This window comes from Candidatus Eisenbacteria bacterium (genome assembly GCA_018831195.1).
In the GTDB taxonomy this organism is placed as follows: Bacteria; Eisenbacteria; RBG-16-71-46; order CAIMUX01; family JAHJDP01; genus JAHJDP01.
This window is the reverse complement of the sequence record JAHJDP010000012.1, coordinates 102685-125867: the sequence shown is the minus strand read 5'-3', so window position 1 is coordinate 125867 and position 23183 is coordinate 102685. Positions and strand designations below refer to the sequence as shown.

General features: G+C 56.1%; 12 protein-coding genes, 5 tRNA genes, 1 other RNA gene and 1 pseudogene. 18 read left to right on the top strand and 1 reads right to left on the bottom strand.

Features of this window, described 5'->3' with window-relative positions:
* Positions 1 to 8 precede the first annotated feature (8 nt).
* From KJ970_02005 to KJ970_01995, 3 genes are all read left to right on the top strand, one after another.
* On the top strand, positions 9 to 5516 hold the full coding sequence (locus KJ970_02005) for a hypothetical protein (protein ID MBU2689670.1): 5508 nt from the start codon (positions 9 to 11) through the stop codon (positions 5514 to 5516).
* A gap of 30 nt (positions 5517 to 5546) precedes the next feature.
* Positions 5547 to 6245: an NYN domain-containing protein gene (locus KJ970_02000; protein ID MBU2689669.1), complete on the top strand. Its 699-nt coding sequence runs from the start codon at positions 5547 to 5549 to the stop codon at positions 6243 to 6245.
* A gap of 134 nt (positions 6246 to 6379) precedes the next feature.
* Positions 6380 to 8560, top strand: coding sequence for a hypothetical protein (locus KJ970_01995; GenBank protein MBU2689668.1), 2181 nt, complete (start codon positions 6380 to 6382; stop codon positions 8558 to 8560).
* Between the two features lie 114 nt (positions 8561 to 8674).
* Here the strand turns inward: KJ970_01995 and KJ970_01990 are convergent, their stop codons facing one another.
* Complete coding sequence (locus tag KJ970_01990) at positions 8675 to 9424, bottom strand: PEP-CTERM sorting domain-containing protein (GenBank protein MBU2689667.1); 750 nt, start codon at positions 9422 to 9424, stop codon at positions 8675 to 8677.
* A 287-nt stretch (positions 9425 to 9711) separates the two neighbouring features.
* Here KJ970_01990 and KJ970_01985 point away from each other — a divergent pair, with 287 nt between their 5' ends.
* From KJ970_01985 to recR, 15 genes and pseudogenes are all read left to right on the top strand, one after another.
* Complete coding sequence (locus KJ970_01985) at positions 9712 to 14532, top strand: hypothetical protein (GenBank protein MBU2689666.1); 4821 nt, start codon at positions 9712 to 9714, stop codon at positions 14530 to 14532.
* A gap of 282 nt (positions 14533 to 14814) precedes the next feature.
* A complete protein-coding gene (locus tag KJ970_01980) occupies positions 14815 to 15549 on the top strand; it encodes a tetratricopeptide repeat protein (protein MBU2689665.1) in 735 nt (244 codons plus the stop codon).
* A gap of 134 nt (positions 15550 to 15683) precedes the next feature.
* The gene (locus KJ970_01975) at positions 15684 to 16859 is read left to right on the top strand and encodes a tetratricopeptide repeat protein (protein ID MBU2689664.1); all 1176 of its coding nucleotides are present in this window, start codon (positions 15684 to 15686) and stop codon (positions 16857 to 16859) included.
* Positions 16860 to 16977: 118 nt separating this feature from the next.
* The gene (mnmA, locus tag KJ970_01970; GenBank protein MBU2689663.1) at positions 16978 to 18162 is read left to right on the top strand and encodes a tRNA 2-thiouridine(34) synthase MnmA; all 1185 of its coding nucleotides are present in this window, start codon (positions 16978 to 16980) and stop codon (positions 18160 to 18162) included.
* A gap of 102 nt (positions 18163 to 18264) precedes the next feature.
* Positions 18265 to 18351 (top strand) — tRNA-Ser (locus KJ970_01965).
* Between the two features lie 37 nt (positions 18352 to 18388).
* Positions 18389 to 18462 (top strand) — tRNA-Arg (locus KJ970_01960).
* Between the two features lie 61 nt (positions 18463 to 18523).
* Positions 18524 to 19270: a hypothetical protein gene (locus tag KJ970_01955; protein MBU2689662.1), complete on the top strand. Its 747-nt coding sequence runs from the start codon at positions 18524 to 18526 to the stop codon at positions 19268 to 19270.
* A gap of 21 nt (positions 19271 to 19291) precedes the next feature.
* Complete coding sequence (locus tag KJ970_01950; GenBank protein MBU2689661.1) at positions 19292 to 19801, top strand: nucleoside deaminase; 510 nt, start codon at positions 19292 to 19294, stop codon at positions 19799 to 19801.
* Positions 19755 to 19841 (top strand) — tRNA-Ser (locus KJ970_01945). Before KJ970_01950 ends, KJ970_01945 begins: the two co-directional genes overlap by 47 nt.
* A gap of 111 nt (positions 19842 to 19952) precedes the next feature.
* Positions 19953 to 20042: transfer RNA gene (locus KJ970_01940), tRNA-Ser, on the top strand.
* Positions 20043 to 20048: 6 nt separating this feature from the next.
* Positions 20049 to 20121: transfer RNA gene (locus tag KJ970_01935), tRNA-Ala, on the top strand.
* 55 nt (positions 20122 to 20176) lie between these two features.
* Positions 20177 to 20442: signal recognition particle sRNA large type (gene ffs, locus KJ970_01930), an RNA gene on the top strand.
* Between the two features lie 73 nt (positions 20443 to 20515).
* Positions 20516 to 22189: pseudogene (gene dnaX, locus KJ970_01925) on the top strand (DNA polymerase III subunit gamma/tau).
* A 35-nt stretch (positions 22190 to 22224) separates the two neighbouring features.
* Positions 22225 to 22536 (top strand): YbaB/EbfC family nucleoid-associated protein, encoded by a 312-nt coding sequence (locus KJ970_01920; GenBank protein MBU2689660.1) that lies wholly within the window; start codon positions 22225 to 22227, stop codon positions 22534 to 22536.
* Between the two features lie 22 nt (positions 22537 to 22558).
* Positions 22559 to 23155, top strand: coding sequence for a recombination mediator RecR (recR, locus tag KJ970_01915; GenBank protein MBU2689659.1), 597 nt, complete (start codon positions 22559 to 22561; stop codon positions 23153 to 23155).
* Positions 23156 to 23183: the final 28 nt, after the last annotated feature.

Here is a 23183-nt window from a genome sequence, read left to right as displayed (position 1 = left end):
CCGGCGAAATGCGTTTCTACTCCGGCAATCTCATGGTTTTGGACCGGATGTCAGACCCCTACCATATTCACTCAGATCCGGGAGCGGCCTTTACCATCAATCCCGATGTCGCGAATACCGTCATCCTCATCTCATCTCCTTCCGATTTTGTCGATCCCACAGATCTCTTTGTGGCCCATCAGAAGTTTCTTTATGTGACCGATGCCGAAGCTGATCCAAGAGGATTTGGAGATAACAATGGGGCCGTCTTCCGGATCGATCCCTATCATTATCCGTCGCAAGATGCGGAGCTTATGGCGGCTTCTCCTCGTTTTTCTGAACCGATCAGTATCCTGGTCGATTCCGAAAATCGCCTTATTGTCTTGGATCGGCGCGCCGATCCTCTCGGCACGGGATCCCCGATCGGGGCCGTTTTTCGTATTGATCCGGTAACGCAGTATGAGGAGATTCTCGCCTCTTCGCCGGAATTCCGGGATCTGGTTCGAATCATCGAGGATTTCGACGGCAGCTACCTTATTCTCGATCGTTTGGCCGATCCGCTGGGTGTGGGTGGAGGGCCGGGAGCTATCTTCCGACTGGATCCATCAACATTTGAAATGACGTGCCTTTTCTCCCAGGCGGGTTTCACAAACCTAACATCGCTACGACGAACGCCGGATGATGACTATATTTTGCTGGACCGGGATTCGGATCCCTTCCGCATCGGCGGCGCGCCGGGAGCGGTTTACCTGGTGGACCGATCCACCCTGACGATTGCCGATACCCTGGCCAGCCATCAATTCTTTCGCGATCCCGTCGATGTGGCGATGCTTCGGGATGGCCGTCTATTTGTACTCGATCGCACCGCCGATCCTCTTCAACTGGAGGATGGTCAGGGGGCTGTCTTTGAGATGGACCCGGAAACCAACCAGGTTTTGGGCACCTGGAGCCGGGATGGCTTTGTCCTCTGCAGAACGCTGGTTCCCGTTTATGGCGCGGACCTTGACTCGTCGACGATTACGGTCGGGGATCTCAACGGCCCGCCGCTCGGCCGAGGTGATCCGATGGAGGTGCGGCTGAAACTGCGGAATACCGGAGATGAGGATACGGGCCGGCTGACGGTCGTCGACAGTTTCAAGACCGGCATAACATTATTACCCGGATCGGAAGTGGCCGCGAGCGGAGAATTCAAGTATTTGCAGGATCTGCCGGGACTCAGCTGGACGAGTTCTCTGGCTCCCGGCGCCCAGGAGTTGATTACATTCCGGATTCGTGTAGAGGAATATGCAAGGACTCCTGTTGAACAATACATCCGGGGACTCTCCAATCAGACGGATTTCAAGATGGAGTGGCGGGTTGGGTTGCCGGCCGCACTGGATGCCTGGACAGTCGTTGTCAGTGACCCCACGGGAATTTATAGTCTCGACACAAGTATTGGGGGGCTGGTGTCCCTCACCGAGTCGCAGCAATTGGTTGCTCCCGCCGGATTGGTGTTCCGATCCGACGGCTACCTGATCATTGCCGATTCCAAAGCCGATATTGTAGCAGGAGAAGCCGGCGCCATCTTTGTCATGGATCCAGGCTGGGGCGAGGTTTCGCCCCTCGCCGCCGGGCTCCCCGTGAGAACGCCGGCCGCGGTCGCCTTGGGAGCCGGCGACCAGATCTATGTCGCGGATGTCGGTGTTCCGCGTCCCTTTCCCTTTCCGGACGAGCCGGGCGGTGTTTATAAGCTCTCGCGGTCAACGTATCAACCTGAATCGCTTCGTGTCGGTGAGCCCTTTCTTCACCCGATTGATCTTTTATTGGATCAATACGGCCGGCTGATGGTGGCGGATGTCGCCGCCGATCCCCTCGGTTTGGGTGGTGATCCCGGCGCCGTCTTTGAATTGGATCCTACCACTGGAGAAGTGCTCCGAACTTTTACACATCCCGACTTTGTCGATCCACGTGGTCTGATTCCTTTGAAGGATGGACGTCTCTTGGTGGTGGACCGGTCGGCCGATCCCCTGGGGATAGGTTCTCCGACCGGCGCCCTTTTTGAGATCGATCGATCGGACGGCTCGGTACGGCTCTTTTTTGCGGATTCCAGGCTCGTCGGCCCGACCAGCGGAGTACAAGATACCCTTGGTGATATCCTCCTCGCCGATATTGACGCCGATCCCAACAATATGGGAGGAAATCGCGGCGCTATCTGGCGCTATAACATTGCAGGAAATATATTGACCACCCAGCTGGAAAGCTGGCGTCTCAATGATCCAACATGCCTGACGATTTTCGGGCAAGGAGATTTCAGAGAATCGTGGTTCGAAGGCGCGGATATTGACGGACCGCCGCTCTTGCCGGGGGATACAGTCCGGGTTCATGCCATTGTGAAGAACACGGGTGTGGTGGATGCGAAAACGATCAATGCTGAATTCAGCGGATTGCCGGGGATAGAAATCGTTTCCGTCTCCGCCGATTCAGGGCATATCGGTATCATGGCGGGGAGCAACGGCGCCCTCTGGCTGGGCTCGGTGCGGCGGGATGAATCGCTGGACCTCATTGCCAACTTTGTGATGGATCCCCAGGGGGAAGTCAGCTTCTGGGAACCCTATAATGTGAACTTCAAGATCGGCGGGGGTCTGTTCGATGGATTACCCCCTTTAACTTTTCGACTGGTCACCCCCCTTCGCCAGGGAGATCTTATCGCGGTCGACCGCGATTCCGATCCGTTGGGTCTTGGCAACCGGCCGGGGGCGCTTCTATTAATGGATGAGGATGGTGTTGGATCGCGCGCCCTATTTAGTGATCGGGCTCTAAGCGATCCCGTGTCAGCGGCACTGGATGGAGAGGGGAATATCGTAATCCTGGATGCGTCGGCCAACCCGGCCGGGTTGGATCACGCGACGGGCGCCATTTTCTATCTTGATCTGTTCACGGGCATGTTGGATTTGCTCTATTGGAGCGACAATCTCTATTCGCCGGTCGAGTTGAAAGCCGACGGCGGCGAATTTCTGATTGTGGACGAATTGGCCGACCCCTTTCAGGATCCTGTACCGGAACGCAAGGGGGCGATCTTCCGTCTCGAGAGCTTGCAGGGTCCGATGCATCTCTTCTCCGCGGCAGAACCTTTCCGCAAACCTCAAAGCCTGGTTCGGGCCGGAAACGGCGATATCTATGTCGCCGATATCAGTGCTGATCCGCAGGGAACCGGCAGGAATACCGGCGCTGTTTTTCGTCTTGACGGTGAAACAGGGGCGTTGGTGGAGACAATTGTTTCCGACTACTTTGTTGATCCCAAAGACCTGGATCTCCTCCCTGACGGAAGGATCCTGCTCACCGATGAGTTTTCAGATCCTTACGGCTACCCGGCAAGAACCGGCGCTCTCTTTACGATTGATCCCGCCACATCGAATGTTCAAGTCTATGCCCATTCGCCTTACTTTACCATGCCCGGCCGCTCACAGGTCCGGGAAGATGGGATGGTCATGGTCGCCGACCGGGGCGCCGATCCCATCGGCCAGGATCTTGTCGGAGCGATTCTCACGGTGGATCCCGATACGCGAGCGGTCAACTACCTTGCTTATACAAATCAATTCCGCGCTCTTCGGAATTTTCTTTATATTCCCAGGCCGATCGCCGTCTTGCGAAACCTTGCTTCAGTGGATGTCAATGGCGGTATGCTGGATCCCGGCGACCTGATCACATATCACGCCGTCGTGGCCAACACGGGACAGACAATCGAGCCTGAAGCCGCCTATGTCGATACACTCCCCTCCATTCTTACGCTACAGGAAGGGAGCTTCCAGGCGGACAATGGGACATTTGAGGTCATTGGAAGCGACCAAGGCGCCGTATTCCGCTGGGAAGGGGTTATCGCGGCCGGTGACTCCGCGGAAATTTCCTATCAGGCGATCCTGGACCCTGTGACCCCGCCGGGCACCCGGATTGAGAGGGTTGCGGAGGTTTACGGCTCCAGTGGCCGCTGGGGAGGGGCCAAGAAACTCGTTCATGTTGTGAGAATGAACCTGATTCCAGGAGCGGTCTATGTCGTCGATTCGGATATTGACCCATTGAACACGGGTATTCCTGTCGGCGGTGTTTTTAGAATAGGTATGCCTTCCGGTAATTTGCAGCTCGTTACAAGCGGAAGTGAATTGTACACTCCGATCGACGCCGAAGTCCTATCATTGGAAGATGAAACCCTGGTGCTTCTCGATTCGGATGCCGATCCGATGGGCTATGGCAACCATCGCGGCGCTTTGTATAAAGTAGAGATCGGCGATGGTTCGCTCCATTTTCTTGCGGCGGAACCGACATTCCTGGATCCCGCCCAGATGGTCGTCGTCAATGAAAATCTCATCTTTGTCGTGGATCCACTGGCGAACCCCTACGCTTTCCCGTCACGGCACGGCGCCATATACAGAGTCGATCTTCCCAGCGGCGATGTGGAGGTCGCTTATTCCGATTCGGCGTTGTCTATTCCCATTGGAATCGATCTGGATGACAACGGAGGGTTGTACATTGCGGATATGAACGCCGATCCTTTTGAGTTGGGGAATCGGCCCGGGGCCATTTTCCGCCTGGACCTCTATACAAATGATCTCCAGGTTATAGCCAGCGACACGCTGTTTGTCGATCCCTACCGCGTCTTGGTTCATCCGGCGGGGGATCTCTTTGTATTGGATCGCGGCGCCATGTTTAATCCCGAGACGGGCGCCGTGGGCGCGGTGTTCAGGATTCATGATGGAACGGTCAGCTTCCACTCGCAATCGAAACATTTCCGACGGCCCGTCGATCTTTTCATGGACAAAAACAACAGCCTTCTTGTCGTCGATAGCGACGCGGATCCTCTTGTTCTTGGCGGGCACCCCGGCGCCGTGTTTCGTTACAACCCCACCACCGATGACTATGTCATCGTCTCGGCCAATCCATACTTTATAAAACCAATGGCAGCCTTCGTTCATCTCGCATTGACCCCTGTGTTTTTAAGGTACGCCCGGGCTGAGGTTACATCTGACGGCAAGGTTCTCCTGATGTGGGAAGTCGAATCCGACATCCAGCCGTCCGGATACCTTATCCAGCGGCGTATCGCGGGCAGCGAGGATATTTATGAAACGTTAAACCCGCAGCAGCCTGTTGTCGGATGGGGTGCGTTGCTGTTTGAGGATGATTCCGCCGAGGCGGGGCGTGATTATGAATACCTGATCGCCGCCCTGCTCCCTGACGGCGGTGTTCATCACCTGGGGCCTGTTCACATTTCTGTGCCTGGAAATCCTATCCGCCTTGTCCTCGATTCCCCCAAACCCAACCCGTTTGGAAGCAGAACGATTCTTCGCTTCGGTGTTCCAAGACGGGAAGAGATCAGCCTGGTGATTTACGATGTTAATGGCCGTATGATCCGGCGTCTGGCGGATGGCCGGCATGATCCCGGCTTTTACAATGTGGAATGGGATGGAAGGAATGAGATCCGGAATCCTGTGGCCAGCGGCGTTTATTTCGCCCGCTTGTCCGATCCACAACGTCGGCAAATCCGGCGGTTGATCCTGTTGCGATGAACGCGCCAACCGCCACCGGAATGTAAACCCATGGTGAAGCGCCCGCGCATCTGGATTGTCGACGGACACAATCTCATCTTTCAAATCCCTCATCTTGAGGAGCTGCAGGTCACCCAAAGGCGTCATGAAGCCCGCCGCGGCCTGGAGAAGATATTTTCGAGATATTCCATGCGTTCTGGTGAGCGCGTCATCATTGTCTACGATGGCAACCGTCTCGAACAGAATCCGGATGTTGTGTCTTCCGAATACCTGGAAACCATTTATACATTCCAACCCGAAGAAGCGGATGACCGGATTCAATATCTCGCCTCGCAATATCTATCCCACGGATGCCGCGTTCGGGTGCTGACTTCTGATCTCAGAACATTGAGCCCCGGCCTCCCCGCTGGCGCTGTGATTGTCTCCCCGATCGACTTTTTCAAGGAGTTGGCCGGACGGCCTGAAAATCCGGATGAGAAACGGATTAAAGGCGATTTTTCGGATGTCGAAGCGGAGCTTCTGAAGCGGGGCGGGGGGTGGCCGGAGGAGGAAGAGATCCCCCCACCGCCGCCGTCCGGTTTGCCGGTGCGGCCGGTTCCCGCGCGGCAAAAAAGGAAAACCGCCGCGACGGTTCCCGAAAAGCCGATGCCTCAAGCCGCCGAAATGAGCAGGGAAGCACGGGAAGCGCTTCGGAAAAAGAAGGAACGGGGCCGCCGCAAGCAGCAGAGGCGCCTTCAGAAGGAGAAGTAACGGAACGCCCTTGCCCCAAGCATGGATGCATCCGGCGCAGTGATTCATTGCACTGCATGCCGCGGACCTCTAATCTTTATAAGTTAAAGACGATTCTTGAGAGTGGAAGGAGGTCACCGAGGATGGGGCGGATAATGCGGATTTTACTTCTTCTGGGATGGGGGCTTGCACTGTCCTGCTTTTCGACTCTGGCGGACGATCCGGTGCAGATCCGCAGCCACTCGCTGCAGGTGACATTGGATCCCGCGGCTCATCATATTCAGGCCATCGATACCCTGCGTCTTGCCGCGCCGGCCGGTGAGGTGGCGCTCTATTTTCATAAAGGATTGGTGGTCAGAGAGGCCGCGATCCGCCTCAGGGGAACCCGGGGGTGGATCCCATTGCCCGCCGCAGCGGTGCGGCGTGAATCGCTGGAGAAGGGCGCCAAGCAGGGATATGCGAATCTCAACATCAACAACAATCTTGAGTCGGGGGAGACGCGTGATCTTCTTGTTTTGAGACTGGATCGGGCCGGTTCTTGGGATATCCGCCTCAACTATGAGGGAGAGATCTACGACGACCTGGAAACTCCCGCTTTCAGCCGGATGGAATTGGCCGATGAGACATCGGGAATCATTTCGGCCGAGGGGGCCTTTCTGACACCCGGCACCTGCTGGTATCCGCATGGCGAAGATGAGCTGACCCCTTTCCGTCTCGATCTCTCCCTCCCCTGGCCGTGGAAGGCCATGGCCGAGGGCCGGATCCTTTCGGAAGAGGGGGATTCGACGAGCGGCCGCTCCAGGACCCTCTTTTGGGAGCCGCGTCCGATGGAGGGTCTGCATTTGGTGGCGGGGCCTTATAAAGTATGGGATACCGATGTCGATGGGATTCAACTCGCTGTCTATCTCTATGAAGATGACCCGGACCTGGCCATCGGCTATCTGGAATCACTGGCCGGATATGCGCACCAATATAACGAAATGTTCGGTCCCTACCCGTTCACAAAGTTCGCCGTTGTAGAGAACTTTTTCCCCACCGGATACGGCATGCCTTCTTTCACCCTCCTCGGCTCGCAGGTTCTGCGGCTGCCCTTCATCCGGTTTACATCCTTGGGGCACGAGTATGTGCACAATTGGTGGGGGAACAGCGTCTATCCCGATTATAAGATGGGGAACTGGTGTGAAGGTATAACCGTTTTCTGCGCCGATTATGAATATGCCAAGTTGCGCGGACCGGACGGGGGCCGCGATTACCGCTTTCAAATTAACCGGGATTACAGCGCTTATGTGAGGGAGGATAATGATTTTCCCCTCACGCAGTTTATCTCCCGGACGACGCCCGATTCTCGATCGATTGGATATGGCAAGAGCGCGATGGTTTTTATCATGCTGGAGGAGCTTCTGGGCAGGGAGGCTATCCTCGAAACGTTCCGCAGGGTGGTGCAGGATTATGCCTTCAAGTATATGACATGGGAAGATTGGCGGCGGGAATTTGAAGCGACATCAAAAAGGGATTTGACGGACTTTTTCATACAATGGGTTGAACAAACCGGCGCTCCCGATTTGGAATTGGCCGAAGTGAAACTGCAATCGGCCGGCCGATCATATCAGCTCACCGGAGTTCTCCGGCAAAAGGGAAAGGTTTTTAATCTTCCGGTTCCCCTGATCGTTGAGACAGTGAGCGGGAAGCAAACGAAGCGGATTGTTGATTTGGAAAAGCGCAACGCGACATGGGATATTGAACTTGATGAGAAACCCGTCTCGGTAACGGTTGATCCCGATCATTATACATTCCGCCGTATGCCCTGGGAGGAGATGCCGCCGACCCTGGCATGGCTCATGGGGGATCCCGATTTCACCGTCGTTCTGCCGGCGCTCCCTGATCCCGCCGACAGCCTTCTGGCCGCCGCCTACGAGACTCTCGCGCAGCAGCTGACGCGTGGAGAGGGCGGGCAGGTGATTTCCGCCAAGAGCTGGAAGAAGGCATCGATCACCGGTTCGATCCTGTGGCTTGGATACCCGGGGGAGGCGGGAATCCCCGAGGAGTTTCTCAAGGATCAGCCGGTGGAGGCGGCCCTCTCCACCTCATCGTTGCGGCTGTGGGAACAGGAGATGGGCGCTGATTTCAATATGGCGATCTATATTTGGCGGCATCCATATGATCAAGAAAAGGTGGCGGCCTATCTTGTCGCCGCTGACGCCGGCGCTCTCGACAGTGCGCGCCGGAAGATTCCACACTATGGGAAGTATTCTTATCTGGCCTTCCAGGACGGCCAAAATGTTCTCAAAGGTGTCTGGGCGGTGGAAGACCACCCCCTGAGGGTGATGATTCCGTAGTTGTACACCCGCAGTTAAATACCAGCGATGGTACCAAGGATGGGCATGAGAAAGGCGGTGGATCCGTTCAGCATCCACCGCCTTGGTGCAGCTCCCCGAGGGGGGGAAGAAAATCTATTTCTTGTGTCTCAGCCGGCGAAGCAGTCCGCCGCCCATCAGCCCGAGACCGAGAAGACCGAGACTGGCTGGTTCCGGCACCGGCGGTGTGCAGTCGAGTCTGACTTCACCGACATCGTTGCCGCATCCCATCGTCCAATGCATCGCGAATCCCGTTTCGGAACCTAGAAAACTCCGGTCAATCATCGCTTCGATCGCATACCGTCCATGGAAAGCGCCGTAGGACCAGGCCGCCGGAGCGGAGGATTGGCTCCAGCCGGTGACCCGCAGAGGATCGGAAGCCCCGCCCCAAACCGGATGCCCGCCGACCGAGGGGTTTTCCCAAGTCAGATTGGTTTGACGCAATGTGCCACCCGCGTCGGTATCGACGGCCAGGTCATAGATATTATCGAGATTGGTGTCGATGGCAATGTCTCCGGGGGCGAAAATTTCATCGCCCGAACGGCGGCCGGCGATAGGAAATCCCGTGACAACGGCAACATAGAAATAGTCATTGTCGCAACCGGCATAGACCGCCTCGACATCATAGCCATTGCCGCCATATCCGGGGTCCAGGTATCCATCACTCGGACTACCCGTCCAATCCTCGACACTATAGGCGATATGCGATGGCGCCAAAGTGGAGACCGGATCCCAATTGCCGTAGGAAATCCCCCAAGAGGAGAGGAAGAGGGATGCCTCTGATGCCGGCGCCAGGATGAAAACGGCTAACAGAATGACGAATAAGGTGTTGCGTGCTTTTTTCATGGATTTGGTGACTCCTTACAGCCAAGATGCCCTAGAGCGACCCCAAGAATGTAAACTATCATTTACTATATTAACAAATATGGACACCTACTGTCAATGGATTTAAAATGAGTGATGCTAATACGATGTAGAAGAGTAGCTGCAATTGATGGAAATATATATGGTTATGGACTCCAATTCTTTTTATCGGATCCCTCCCGGTCCCGCTCTCCTTGCCTTTTATCCCCCCACCCCTTATCCTCTTGGCAGACTGCTTATCGGAGAGCTCAGCCATGGAGCCCGTGAGGATGATGAGAAGAGATGGCTGCCGGCCGATGCGGGAGCCCTGCCCGCTCCTCGCCATGGTTATGCTGTTGTCGGCCGTTCTTTCCGAAGCTGTTCTCCCGGCAACGATCCGTGTTCCGGAAGACGAGTCCAACCTGCAGAGGGCCCTCAATCTTGTCATGCCGGGCGATACGGTGAGCGTGGGGCCGGGATCTTACCAGCAATTCCCGGACCTGCCCGGCGGCGTCACCCTTCTCGGCCGCGAAGGGGCGGGGACGACGATTCTATATGGCGCGGATGAAGCAACCCTCATCACCGTCATCGACAATACCCTCGCATCGGAGATCAATGGATTCACGCTGGCCTACGGGAAGTCCGCAAGAGGGGGTGCGATTCGGGTAGATCAGGCTCCCCTCATTATAAAGAACTGTGTTTTTTCCCATAATCGCGCCTTTTATGGCAATGGTCCCGGCAAAGGCAACGCCGTTTATGCGCAGCAATCGCCGGATCTCCGAATCGAGGATTGCCAGTTTCTGGATAACCGGTCTTGGGTGTCAGGAGAGGCCGCGACGGTTCATCTCGATGGTGGTGAACAATTCCATTTGGAACGCTGCAGATTTCTGCGAAATGACCCCTTGGATCTTTCGACCAGCGGGACGGTAACGGTTGTTCTGATCGGCAACCTCTTTACCAATGATGTCGTGATCGGGACGCCTCGGCATCAAATCATCGAAAGCAATCTCTTTTACGATGCCGGAACCCTTGAGGCGCAGCATACACCCCTGGACCACCGCGTCTTCTGCAATGCCTTTTGGCAAACATCCGTATCCGGCGCCGGCATGGAAACGGCATTCTTTGATTCCTGCACGGTTCGCGAAGATCCCCATCTCTGCGTTCCGATCTTCGCCTCCCCCACGGCTCATGTTCTGAGTCCCTTGCTGCCGGGGAATCATCCGCGGGGCTGTGATTGTTCAGCCATCGGCAATTTTGAAGCCGGCTGCACCACCGTGGTTCTCATTTCGATAACTCCATCCCGCCTGACCTATTCCGGTCGTGAAGAGCTCACGGTGGCGGGTTACCGTCTTGATGAATTGGACTCTTGGACCCTTACGAGCGCCGGATTCGATTCCATTCCGATTGATCCCCTCGTGCTTCCAGCGGGGCGTGCCGCGATCTTTCCCTCTCCATTCTATGGGCGGGAACCCGCCATCTATACATTAGAGGCCGCCACGCTCGAAGGCGAGATGCTGAGACTTGAGAACTCGATTGAGGTTGTGCAAGGCAACATTACGTCTGTCGTTTATGACACCGATTGGATTCTGAATCATGTGCCGGTCACGATACATGGCCGTTCCTTTCTGCTCGGTCTGGATCTGTGGCTGGAAAGCCGCCTTACCGGTGAACTTCTCAGACCCTTTGAAATGTGCGTTCTGGAACCCGACTCCATCGAAGCGATCTTCGATCTGACCCAGGCCTCTTTGGGGGTATATAATCTCCACATCGAAAATCCCAATCAGGATCATTTATTCATGGAGGAGGCCTTCACGATCCCCGCCGGCCGGGTGCTCACCGTGCCCGGGGATGCCGGGACGATCCAGGGAGCGATCGATATCGCCGTGAGCGGGGTCAAGATTGAAATCGAGCCGGGCACCTATTATGAAGCGCTTGATTTTGGGGGGAAGTTCCTGGAGTTGGAGGGAACACAGGGGTCCGATGAAACCATTATCACTGGAGCGGGATGGCATCGCCCGGTGATCACGATTCCGCCGGCGGCGCCCCGGCCCTGCTTCCTTTCTGGTTTAACAATAACAGGCGGTGAAGCGGAAAGGGGAGGAGGGTTGTACGCCGAAGGGGTGTCGCTCATTGTCTCTGATTGCACCTTTCTCCAAAACAGGTCAACCCTTCGGGATGATTCCGTGTGCGGCGGTGCGATCTATGCCAGCGGCGCGGATTCACTGATTCTGCAGCGATGCCGCTTTCATGGGAATCAGGCGGAAAGCCCCTCGGGTTCAGCGGTCGACGTCGATGATGCCGCCTACTATGCGGTGATGAGGTGCCGTTTTACCCTTAACGCCCCGGCGGATCTTCAGGCGCAAAACGCGCCCCGCATTGGACTGGTGGATAATATCTTCACCCGTTCGGTAAGGGTGAAGGATCCGGTGTGGCAAACGATCAACCATAACCTCTTTTACTGCGCCGATACACTGATCGCGGCTCGAGATAGTGATGAGCGCAGAGTCTCTTGCAATGATTTCTGGAATACCGGCGCTTACGGTGAGGGGATGACCCATATTCGCACGAGCTATGGCAATTTTCAGGAGGATCCGCTTTTCTGTGATATGACGTTGCGTGATTTTTCCGTGCATGCCCTGAGCCCGCTTCTCGCCGAAAATAGAACGGCCGGTATGGGTGACGATTGCGACACGATCGCCGGAGTTTCGATCGGTTGTGATGATCCCGTCGTCAGCGGGGTGAGTCCGAGAGAGGTGGACTATCTGGGGCGGGATACGCTCACAATCAGCGGTTGGGAGCTGGGGACCATTCAGGATTGGCATTTCACCAGCGAACACGATGCGCTTGATTTTCCCGTGGAGCCTATTGTCAGTGCAGACGGCCGCAGCGCCAAGATTCCCTCTCCCTTTTATGCCGCCCCGGCCGGCGTCTATGATCTTGAAGCCACCCATCAGAATGGTGACGTACAGAGGCTTAAATCAAGCCTGCGGGTTCTTTCCGGGGCGTTGTCATCGATCACACCCGATAACGGCCGCGCCTTTGATTCGGTCCGGGTCGGCATCCGAGGATACCCGATCCTGCTGAATGGCCAGGCCTCTCTTCGGTGCGTTGCGACAGGGGAATCCTATGCAGGCATCGAGCAGACGATTTGGCAACCCGATTCGATCCATGCCCTCTTTGATCTGTCGGATGCGATCATCGGGAAATATAACATGGAGGTGCAGAATCCCAACGGTGATCTGCTGGTGTTGGAGGAGGCTTTTACACTTCTTGGTTATAGTATCCTACGCGTCCCGGAAGAGTATCCGACGATTCAGGCCGCCATTGACGGCGCCCTGGATGGCGTCAAAATTTTGGTCGGACCGGGCGAGTACAATGAAAGTATAAGCTTTCAAGGGAAATCAATCCGTCTTCTCAGCACCGACGGACCTGAGGTGACGACGATCACGGCGGCAGGTCTCAATCAGCGGGTGGTGACGATTCAGGAAGAATGCGGCACCTTTGCGGAACTGGGCGGTTTCACTCTAACCGGTGGGCGGCAGCGGATCGGCGCAGGACTCCGTTGTGACGCCCCAGCGCTCGTACAAGGATGTATCATAGAAAACAACCTGGCCGAGGGTGATTCCTCATCTTATTCACCCTGTGGCGGCGGGATTTATGCCGACAATCATTCCCGCGTGATCGGCAATATTATACAAAATAATCATTCCGTTGAGATCAGTCCCGGCCATTGGCCGACGAATCCCTGCGATTCGTACCATGGCAGCGGCGGTGGCGTTTGCTGCTCCGATGCCGGGCTGGAGCGCAACCTGATTCAGAATAACGGTTCGCCCAATGGAGGCGGTATCTATGCCGTGAGCTCCGAGGTGACCGGCAATAAAATTCGGAATAATCATAGTTATAGTAATGTAGATCCCTATGATGATTGCTGGAATTTCGGCGGGATCGGCGGGCTGTCCGCACGCGCCGGGTCCTTTATCCGGGGAAATCTCTTCAGTAACAATTCCGGTTTGCCGGGTGATCTGGGAACCAGCGGCCAGTGCACGATCCTGAAGAATCTTTTTGACAGCAGCTACCCGGAAAGCGAGTTTTCTGAAGGGGATCTCGTCGAGCGCAATTCGTTCATCAGCCTGGGCGGCGAGGGTTACATTTGGCAATACCCTCACCAGGCAATCCATTGGACCGGGAATATCTTTGTTGGGATCTATGTGGGGGAAGGTGTCCCACTGCCGACGCTCCTCGAAACCCAGCACCACATACAGTCACGACCGCCTATTAGGCCTTCCGGCGGAGATCCCGCTGAAATAACAGAAAGCAAATCCATTGAACCGGATTTCGCCGGGAATATCCTTTATCGATCCGGGGTCTCTTCAGATATCAGGAATAATTTCCCCAACTGGGCCGACTCCAATCTTGTCGCCGATCCTCTCTTTTGCGATTTCCAGAACGGCGATTACCGTATCGGTCCCGGGAGCCCCGCGCTCCCCTTTAACAATGCCATAGGATGGCCCGATACGATCGGGGCTTATGGGATCGGTTGCGACGCCGTTCCGCTCCTCATGTGGGGGCTCGACGCAGAGTGGGTCGATAAGCGGGTCCAACTCACCTGGTTCATCGCGCATGATATCGATCCGCCGGCCCTCCATATCGACCGCCGTGAGTGGCCCGAGGGCGAACCGGCACGGCTCACATCCGTCTCCCTTCCGGTCTGCACAACCTGTACTTTTATCGATCCGGATCCACCTCGCGACGTCGCCCTGCTGTATGCCCTCGTTATGATTCTTCCCGATGGCTCGGAGCAGATTCTGGGAGCAGTTGATCTCAATCCGGGACGAGTTCTTCTCGATTTTTCAAAGCCGGCGCCCAATCCCTGTGCGGGCGCCACAACCTTCCGGCTTCAGGCTCCGCCGGGTCTCCCAGTGACGGTGACGATTTATGATACGGCCGGGCGGAAGATTCGATCGTTATGGCGCGGGCCGGTGCTCGAGAATCCGCAGATCATTTTGTGGGATGGGAAAACCGAGAACGGCCACCCCGCCGGCTCAGGGATCTACTTTGCACGGGTGTCGGGACCGAAGACGATCGTCCGGAGAGTCACCATGATTCGGTAAGGGCGGGGAGAGGGCTGCCATCTGGCTATCTTTATAAAAAACAAGGCGTTAGCAGCGTCGACCGAAGAGGAGGTCCTCTTCGGCGTCTGCCCCCTTTCCTGGGCAAGAATCTTCTGTCAGACTGACAAAGATTACGTTCCACAGCCGATGATGAGGTCGCCCGGAGAGGGATCGATCCTGCGGCAGGATGGAAGGCGATGCCGGTTGGGAAGCCACACGATGCAGAGTGTCGCAGAATGGGGGCGACACGGGATAGAACGCGCCAACTGAGGAGGATGGAGATTGAAAAGGTCTCAGAGGTTTCGTTGGGTTCAGGTTTTGGGATCAGCTGTCTTACTGATCGTTCTCATTCAGTGGGGGGTGGCGGCCCAGCAGGAAAATCGGCCTCCCGTGAAGGCGGAGCCCCCGGAATTTCACGATTCCACCCCGCCGATGACCGTCATCGAGCCGCGGCCCAGCGTTCTGGATGCATCGTATCTCCCGCCCCCGCAGACCGAGGAGCATAAAAGCGCTTGGGAAGCGATGCGTTCCGATACAGTCGGTGTTCAGAAATTCTACGAACTTGGAAATGTCTACTACGACGAAGGTCAAAGGGATCTGGCCCGGTACGCCTTCGAAGAGGCGATCCGAAGAGATCCCGATCACCTTCCATCACGCGTAAACTTGGGTGTCGTGCTGAATGAGACAGGGAAGGCGGAAGAAGCCATCCTCCATTTGGAATACGCGGTTGCCCACGCTCCGGATGATGTAATGGCTCTCTGCAATCTTGGCTTGGCCTACTACTCCTTGGAAAATTTCGCCAAGGCGGTGGACCTCTATACCAAGGCGTTGAGTATCGATCCGGAAAGTCAGCTGGCCCATTATAATTTGGGAGTGGCATTCGCCGACGCGGGTATATATGAAGAGGCGATCAGGGAGTGGAGGCAGGTGGCGCAGATCGATCCTAAATCAGATGCCGCCCGCCAGGCTCAAGATAATATCCGCGTTCTCCGGAATGTGATGAAGAGAGGCGACTGAGCGGCGGCGTCTGTTTCGGATCCTCCCGGAGCGGCTTGACCCTCCCAAGGGGCTCTGATACTTTGAATTCAAGAAATGTTTGGTTCGGGGTGACCAGTGGGGTGATAAAGATGGCGCATTTGAGGATTGCCAATATGAAACTCATGACAGCGGGATGGACCTTCCTGCTTCTATTTTCAATCGCGGGGTGGACAGCCGCGGAAGCTCAGAGCGAGGTCTTTTCAACCGAGGAGATCTGCCGGAAGAATTTCCAAACCGCCATGGAGTACAAGAAGAATCTCAAGTATCAGGATGCGGAGGAGTTTTTCACCCTTGTGGTGGAAACATGCCCCGATCATATCGACGCCTACCTCAATCTCGGACACGTTCTAACGCAACTGAAAAAATATCCGGATGCTATCGATATTTACCAGAGGGCCTTGGAGGTGGAGCCTCGGAACCTCTCTATTAAAGAGGCGCTGGCCTATACCTACGGCGCCTCGGGTGATCTGGAGAAATCAATCCGCCTTTATCAGGATATTTTGGATTTGGATCCCGAGCGGCATGGGATATACAAAAATCTTGCCTATCTTTATGAAAGACAGGGTTCCTGGCCGGAAGCATTGATGATGGCCAAGATGGTTCTGTCGGTCGATCCGAGCGACATCGTCGGGTTGCAGCAGGCCGCCCGCACCGCCCTCGACAAGAAGCTCTACCTGGAGGCGATGAACCTTTACGAAATGCTCTATGCGAAGCAGCCGGAGGATATTTCCATTCAGAGGATCCTGGGCTATTTCTATTTCCAGGTTCAACTCTCCGAAAAGGCTATCCCGATCTATCGAGCCGTATTGGAAGCGGAGCCTGAAAGTCCGAGTTCCCTCTTCGAGCACAAGATTCTGGCGCTCTGTCTCAAAAAAGCCGGACTCGCCATGGAGGCGGCGGAAGAGTACGAGTATATCACCGAACACGAACCGGAGAAGCTGGAGAACTTCTACAATCTGGCGCTGATGTATAACGATTCGAAAGCCTATGACAAGGCGCTCAATGTCGTTGAGAGAGGCTTGCGGCAGGATCCCTCTTATCAGTGTCTGTACTACGCCTCCGGTAAAGTGTATGAATCCAAAGCAAAAGACGCCAAGGCCGCAGAGCGATATGACGAGGCCGTCGGTTTTTTCCGGGATGCCATCACCCAATTTGAAAAATGCGTCAATGGATCATTCTGTGCCCGGCAATGTTCAAGTGAGATCGAACGAATGGAGCAATTCGTGACGATCACCAATAAAGAGAAGCAAAAGAAGGAACTGGAAGCCCCCAGCTCGTCAGCGGGTTAATCAATTAAAAGAAGCGGGTGAGAAATTTACAAAAGGCCTCCCCCGGGAGGCCTTTTGTGTTGCGATGCCGCAGGGGGCCATGCCGGAGGAAAGCCGCCGGCCGAAGAGGAGATTGGGAATGGCGGGAAGGCTGGCAAAGGATCCGCAGAGGTTTTTGCCGAAAGGGTGGGGCCGGGACCAGGGGATCCTTGTCGCGATGAGCGGGGGGGTCGACAGCTCCGTCGCGGCGGGTCTGCTCGCTGAAACCGGTGTTCCGACGATGGGCGCCACTCTAAAAGTTTTCTGTTATGGGAATGCCGAATCCTCTCCCAAAACCTGCTGCTCGCTAGAGAGTATCGAGGAGGCGCGGCGCTGCGCTTACCGTCTCGGTATGAAACATTACGTATTGGATATGGAAGAGAGCTTCAGCGAAACGGTTCTCGATGATTTTGTCGCCGAGTATTCGATGGGGCGGACCCCCAATCCGTGTGTCCGCTGCAATAGTTATGTCAAATTCGGCACGCTGCTGAAATGGGTCGACGAGATCGGGTTTCACGGCGTCGCCACCGGCCACTATGTTCGCAAGATCCTGTTGACCTCGGGGGAGGAGGGCTTCAAGTGGCTCCTGGCGCGAGGGCGTGACCGGCTCAAGGATCAATCCTATGTGTTGTGGGGTTTGAAATCAGAGCTCCTTGAAAGATTTGTTTTCCCGCTGGGGGATCTCGAGAAGGGGGAGGTTCGCCTTTTGGCGGCTGAAATGCAGCTTCCGACGGCGGAAAAACCGGAGAGCCAGGATATCTGTTTTGTGAAGGAAGGCCATTATACCGATTTTATCCGGGAGCGAAGCGGGGGGGATTTGCCCCTTTCCAAGACCGGGCCGATCCGCACCGGCGCCGGCGAAATCATCGGCCGGCACAAGGGCCTTATACATTACACGGTGGGTCAGAGAAGGGGGCTCGGCCTGAGTTCTCCCACCGGCCGTCCCTATTATGTCATCCGGCTCGATCCCCTCTCCAATGGGCTCTGGGTCGGCGACCGGCTTGAGCTGCAGGCCTGGGGGCTCGCGGGTGATTCCTTCAATCGACTGGCGCCCTCATCCTACTTCGCGGGAGAAGAGCTGAAGGTGCAGATCCGGGCTCATCATGACCCGGTGGCGGTGAAAGCGGTTGAATGGAACCCCAGCGGCGAATTTCAAGTACAGTTGAATGAGCCCGCTGAGTCAGTTTCTCCGGGGCAATCGGCGGTGCTCTACCAGGGCGATCTTCTCATCGGCGGCGGCCGGATCCTGACGGCTTTGGACCGGCGTGTGTCGAGCGGGAAATAAGCCCGATTGTTGCAAGAGAGGAGTGTCAAAACCCGTTTCCGTTAAACTCGGGTGGGTGCAATCTTGACACATTCTCGGGGCCTTGATAGATTCCAGCCACGTGGAGAGGTGGCCGAGTGGCCGAAGGCGGCACATTGCTAATGTGTTGTAGGTGAAAGCCTACCGGGAGTTCGAATCTCCCCCTCTCCGCAGCGATTTATCTCCTCGATGAGGGGGTTTGTTTTTTGCGCCCATAGCTCAATTGGATAGAGCGTCTGGCTACGGACCAGAAGGTTGGGGGTTCAAGTCCTCCTGGGCGTACAGTGTCTTTGGCTGGATCTGGAGGGCCGTGACCTTTCCGACTAAAGACAGGAGTGAAAAGATGTTAGCGATAGAGAAGGGTCCAATTCACGTGGTCCGTTTCAATGTGAGCCCGGGGTTTCTTCGGGCCTTATTTGTCATACTCATCCTGGCTTCAATGGGATGCCAGCAGGCCAGCACGGTTGGCGGCCCCTCGCAGGTTTTCATCGACCCGTCCTTCACGGAGCGCAAAATCGAGAGTCTCGTCTTTGTCGGGACCTACAGCGGTGTGATGGATGATCAGGCAAAGAATATCGTCAATGCCTATTTGGTGCCGCTTCTCACCTCCGAGCAGCACCGGTTTTTCATCGTCAATGATCAGCAGGCGCGCACGACGGCGCAGAAGGCCGGGAGAGAGGATCTTTTTACCAAGGTCCAGGATGTATGGATGGATCATAGGAAGGTCGATCCAAATCAGGCAAAAGAGCTTTGCGAGATATTGCATGTCGATGGGCTGCTCTATGCCAGTATCTCAGCTTGGGAGAGAGAGAAGGCGGATTGGAAGAGTGAGCAATCCTCTTTCTCCCGGGTCGGCATGTCGCTCTCTATTGTTGATCCAAAGGATGGCCGCAGGGTTTGGGAAGTGCATGAGGATTTGAGAAAGGAGCCCGGCGGCCAGGCTGTTTTTTCGGAGGGTTTCGGAACGGAAGCCGCAGAATCAGTCGCGCCGCACACCGGCGCCGTCACAGCCGATCCACCCCGGCAGGAATTTGTAGCGGAGGAAGTCGTCCGGATATTGATCGCAAGCTTGGGATCTCTGTCACGTTAGGACCTTGCCGTGGTTTCACCCATGCCAAATCTCCCGGAGGCCGATGAGATCAAGCGGTGGATGAAACTCGCCATCGATGAAGCGCGGATCGCCCTGGGTGAGAAAGAGGTGCCGGTCGGTTCCGTTGTTGTGAGCGATGGTCGGATCATCGGCCGCGGGCACAACCGGGTGGAGGCCTTGAAAGATCCCACCGCGCACGCGGAGATGCTGGCCCTTACAGCGGCTTGTCAAACGGTGGGGGATTGGCGGCTTAATGGGGCGTGGCTCTATACGACTTTAGAGCCATGCCCCATGTGTCTTGGGGCGGCCGGTTTGGCGAGGGTCGATGGGATTATCTATGGGGCTCCAGAACCCCGTTTCGGCGCCTGCGGGAGCCGCGCCGATTTAACAAAAATAGAGGGTTTGACACAGGGGATTCAGATTCATGGAGGTGTTGAGGTGGAAGCCTCCCAATCCCTTGTACAGGAGTTTTTTCAGATGCTGCGGAGAGATGCGAGAGTGGTTGAATCGGGCGGTCTCGAAAACCGTTAGGGGCGTGAGCCCCTCCAGGGTTCGAATCCCTGTCTCTCCGCCGGTTTTAAATCCCCCATCAGGGATTCTGGTTTGTAATGGCTTGAGACCCGCGGGCGTCCGTTGTAACCTTTGCCAGGCGGGCTCCGATTGGGTTGAACACGGTTCCTGCGGAGAGATGTCCGAGTGGTCGAAGGAGCACGCCTGGAGAGCGTGTAAGGGTGTAAGCCCTTCCAGGGTTCGAATCCCTGTCTCTCCGCCAGATTTTGGGGATGTAGCTCAGCTGGGAGAGCGCCTCGTTCGCAACGAGGAGGCCGGCGGTTCGAATCCGCTCATCTCCACAGAGACTCGTAGGGGAGGGTCCGCCCTCATGTTTGGTGTAGACAGCATTTTAGGCCGTGCTAGACGGGGAGTTGGCGGTGCCCTGTAGCCCGAAATCCGCCTTATGCGGGGTTGAATCCCCCTTTTAGATCGACTGATTCACATGTCTCGTGGGACACGGAGCATTGAAGGCCAGGTCCTACGCAGCGATGGCCCATGAACCCCGTCAGGACCGGGAGGTAGCAGCGGTAAGTGGTCACCCTCGCGTGCCGTAGTTATACCTGACCGGAGCCACCAGCTCACGGGGGGTGTTGGAGAGGCGGGCGAGAAGGGGTGCACGGCCGATGACTTCACAGCTTGTTTAAACCTTCGTTTAGACACTAGGAAAACCAATATGAGCTATGTCGTTCTGGCTCTAAATGGCGCCCGCAGACTTTTGCCGATGTAGCAGGGCAGAAATCGGTTTCCCTTGTCCTTAAACGGGCCCTTGAAACAAACCGTACGGGGCATGCCTACCTCTTTAACGGCCCTCGGGGTGTCGGCAAGACGTCGATGGCCCGGATCCTCGCCAAGGCGTTGAATTGTGAAAAGGGCCCGACGTCGGAGCCCTGCAATAAATGCGATGCCTGTCTCGAGATCACTCGCGGTGCTTGCATGGATGTTCTTGAAATCGATGGGGCCTCTAATCGCGGGATCGACGATATCCGGGAATTGAAAGAAACGGTTCGATACGCCCCGTCGCGCTATCGCACCAAGGTCACGATCATCGATGAGATCCATATGCTCACGACGGATGCCTTTAACGCCTTGTTGAAGACATTAGAGGAGCCGCCTTCCCACGCCGTTTTTATTTTGGCGACAACCGAACCGCTGAAGATTCCTCAGACAATTATGTCCCGCTGCCAGCGTTTTGATTTCGGACGTTTGACCGTGGCTCAAATTGTGCAACACCTCGAGAAGATCTGCCAATCCGAAGAGATTAAAATGGACCGCGACGCCCTGACCCTCATCGCCCGGAGGGCGGAGGGAGGCGTCCGGGACGCCCTGACCTTGCTGGATCAGGTGGCGGCATCGGGGAAGGGCCCCTTCGATGAAAAAATGGTTCAGGCTCTTCTCGGCCTCAGCGGCCGATCTTTAACATTTGATTTGACGCAGCGGATCTCTGAAAAAAATATCGGGGGTGTTCTGGCGAAATTGGACGACGCTTATCAGCAGGGACTCAATTTGCAGGAGATCATGGAGGAATTGATCCAGCATGTCCGTAATCTGCTTTTCGTCTCCACCGATGAGACATTAGAGGGGTTGCTCGAGGCGACCGAAGATGAGCGGATTCATTACCGCGAACAGGTCCGTCATTTCACCCCGGAAGATCTTCTTCGAATCCTGAGAATTCTCATGGATGAAGCGGGACGGATGCGGCGCTCCCCCTTTCCCCGGTTTCACATGGAGCTGGCCTTGGCGGAATGTGCTACTTTGCCGGGAACGGAGGATCTTGCACGAATCTTGAACCTCCTCGGTGGGGTGGAGTCGGATGCGACACCCACCGGCGGCAAGCGGCCGAAGAAAGATTCATCGGTCCATCGAAACCCGGCACCGCCGGCCGGATCCCTGGGCGAGGTCGATGCGCCGCCGCGGGTAAGGGAAACGCAGCCCGCTCCACGGCAAGAACCACCATCCGCCGGCAGGGGTGAGGTTCGGGCCGATGACCGGGCCGATGTCCCTGCTGACCCACAGGGCGATCTACAGACCGATCCGTGGGGCCGGGTGATCTCCCAGGTCCGCGCGCAAAAGATGGCTTTGGCGACATGTTTGGCTTCCTGCCGGATCCAATCATTCGAAAATGGGGAATTGATCGTTGAAAGGAAGGCGGGGGATCTCTTTATGGCCCAGCAGTTGGCACTTCCCGTCCATCGCCGGTTGACACAGGATGCGATCAAAGATGTTTTCGGCCCGGCAACGCGGTGTCGATTTGTCGAGGGCAGGGTGACGCCCGCCCCGGAGACCCCGGGCTCGGAAGCCGAAAAGAAAATGGATCCTGTTCGTCGAATCGCCCGCCTTATGGATGGCGAGATTCAAGGACCGGTCTAAGCGTTCGCAGCCACAGCTGAGGGAGGATTATTAGGATGGATATCGGAAAACTCATGAAGCAGGCTCAGAAGATGCAGGCGCAACTGAGTGAGCTGAAGGAAGAATTGGCGGAACGCAGGATCACGGCGACAGCCGGTGGTGGGATGGTGACCGTAGAAGCCAACGGCCGGCATGAAATCCTATCCCTCAAAATCGACCCGCAAGTTGTTGATCCGCAGGATGTGGAAATGCTGGAGGATCTCATTGTCGCCGCCGTCAATGAAGCGCAGCGGCAATCCGAAGAGATGTTCAAAGAGGAAATGTCCAAACTGACCGGTGGCCTGCCGATGCCGGGCCTCTTCGGCTAAGACTCTCGAGGAAGAGACATTGTTGTACAGCTCCCAACACCTTGAAACTCTCATCGGCTGTCTTGCCCGCCTACCGGGTATTGGTGTGAAGACGGCCCAGCGGCTTGGTTTTCATCTGCTCCGCGTGCCCGATGAGAATGCCCGCGATCTGGCAAACGCGATCCTTCGTGTTCGGGACGAGGTCGGAACCTGTCTTACCTGCGGCAATGTCTCTGAAACTCAGCCTTGTTATATTTGCCGGGATGATAAACGCGACCTCTCCTTGCTCTGCGTTGTAGAGCAGCCCGGCGATGTCGTTGTCCTTGAGCGGACAGGAGCCTTTAAGGGCCTCTACCACGTTCTACGGGGTTCTTTGTCGCCCCTCGATGGGGCGGGTCCTGAAGAGATAGGTCTTCAAGCCCTCATCGACAGGGTCCGAAAAGAGCGTTTCCAAGAGGTGGTCGTGGCGACCAACCCCACTCCGCAGGGGGAAGCCACAGCCCACTTGATCCGATCCCTTCTAGAAGGACACCCGGTCCAGGTCACCCGCATCGCCCGGGGCGTTCCGATGGGCAGCGATCTCGAACTTTTTGATCAAGCCACGCTGACGCGATCGCTGGAAGGCCGCAAAGAGCTATAGAAAACCCTTGACTTACACTTGAATTCCG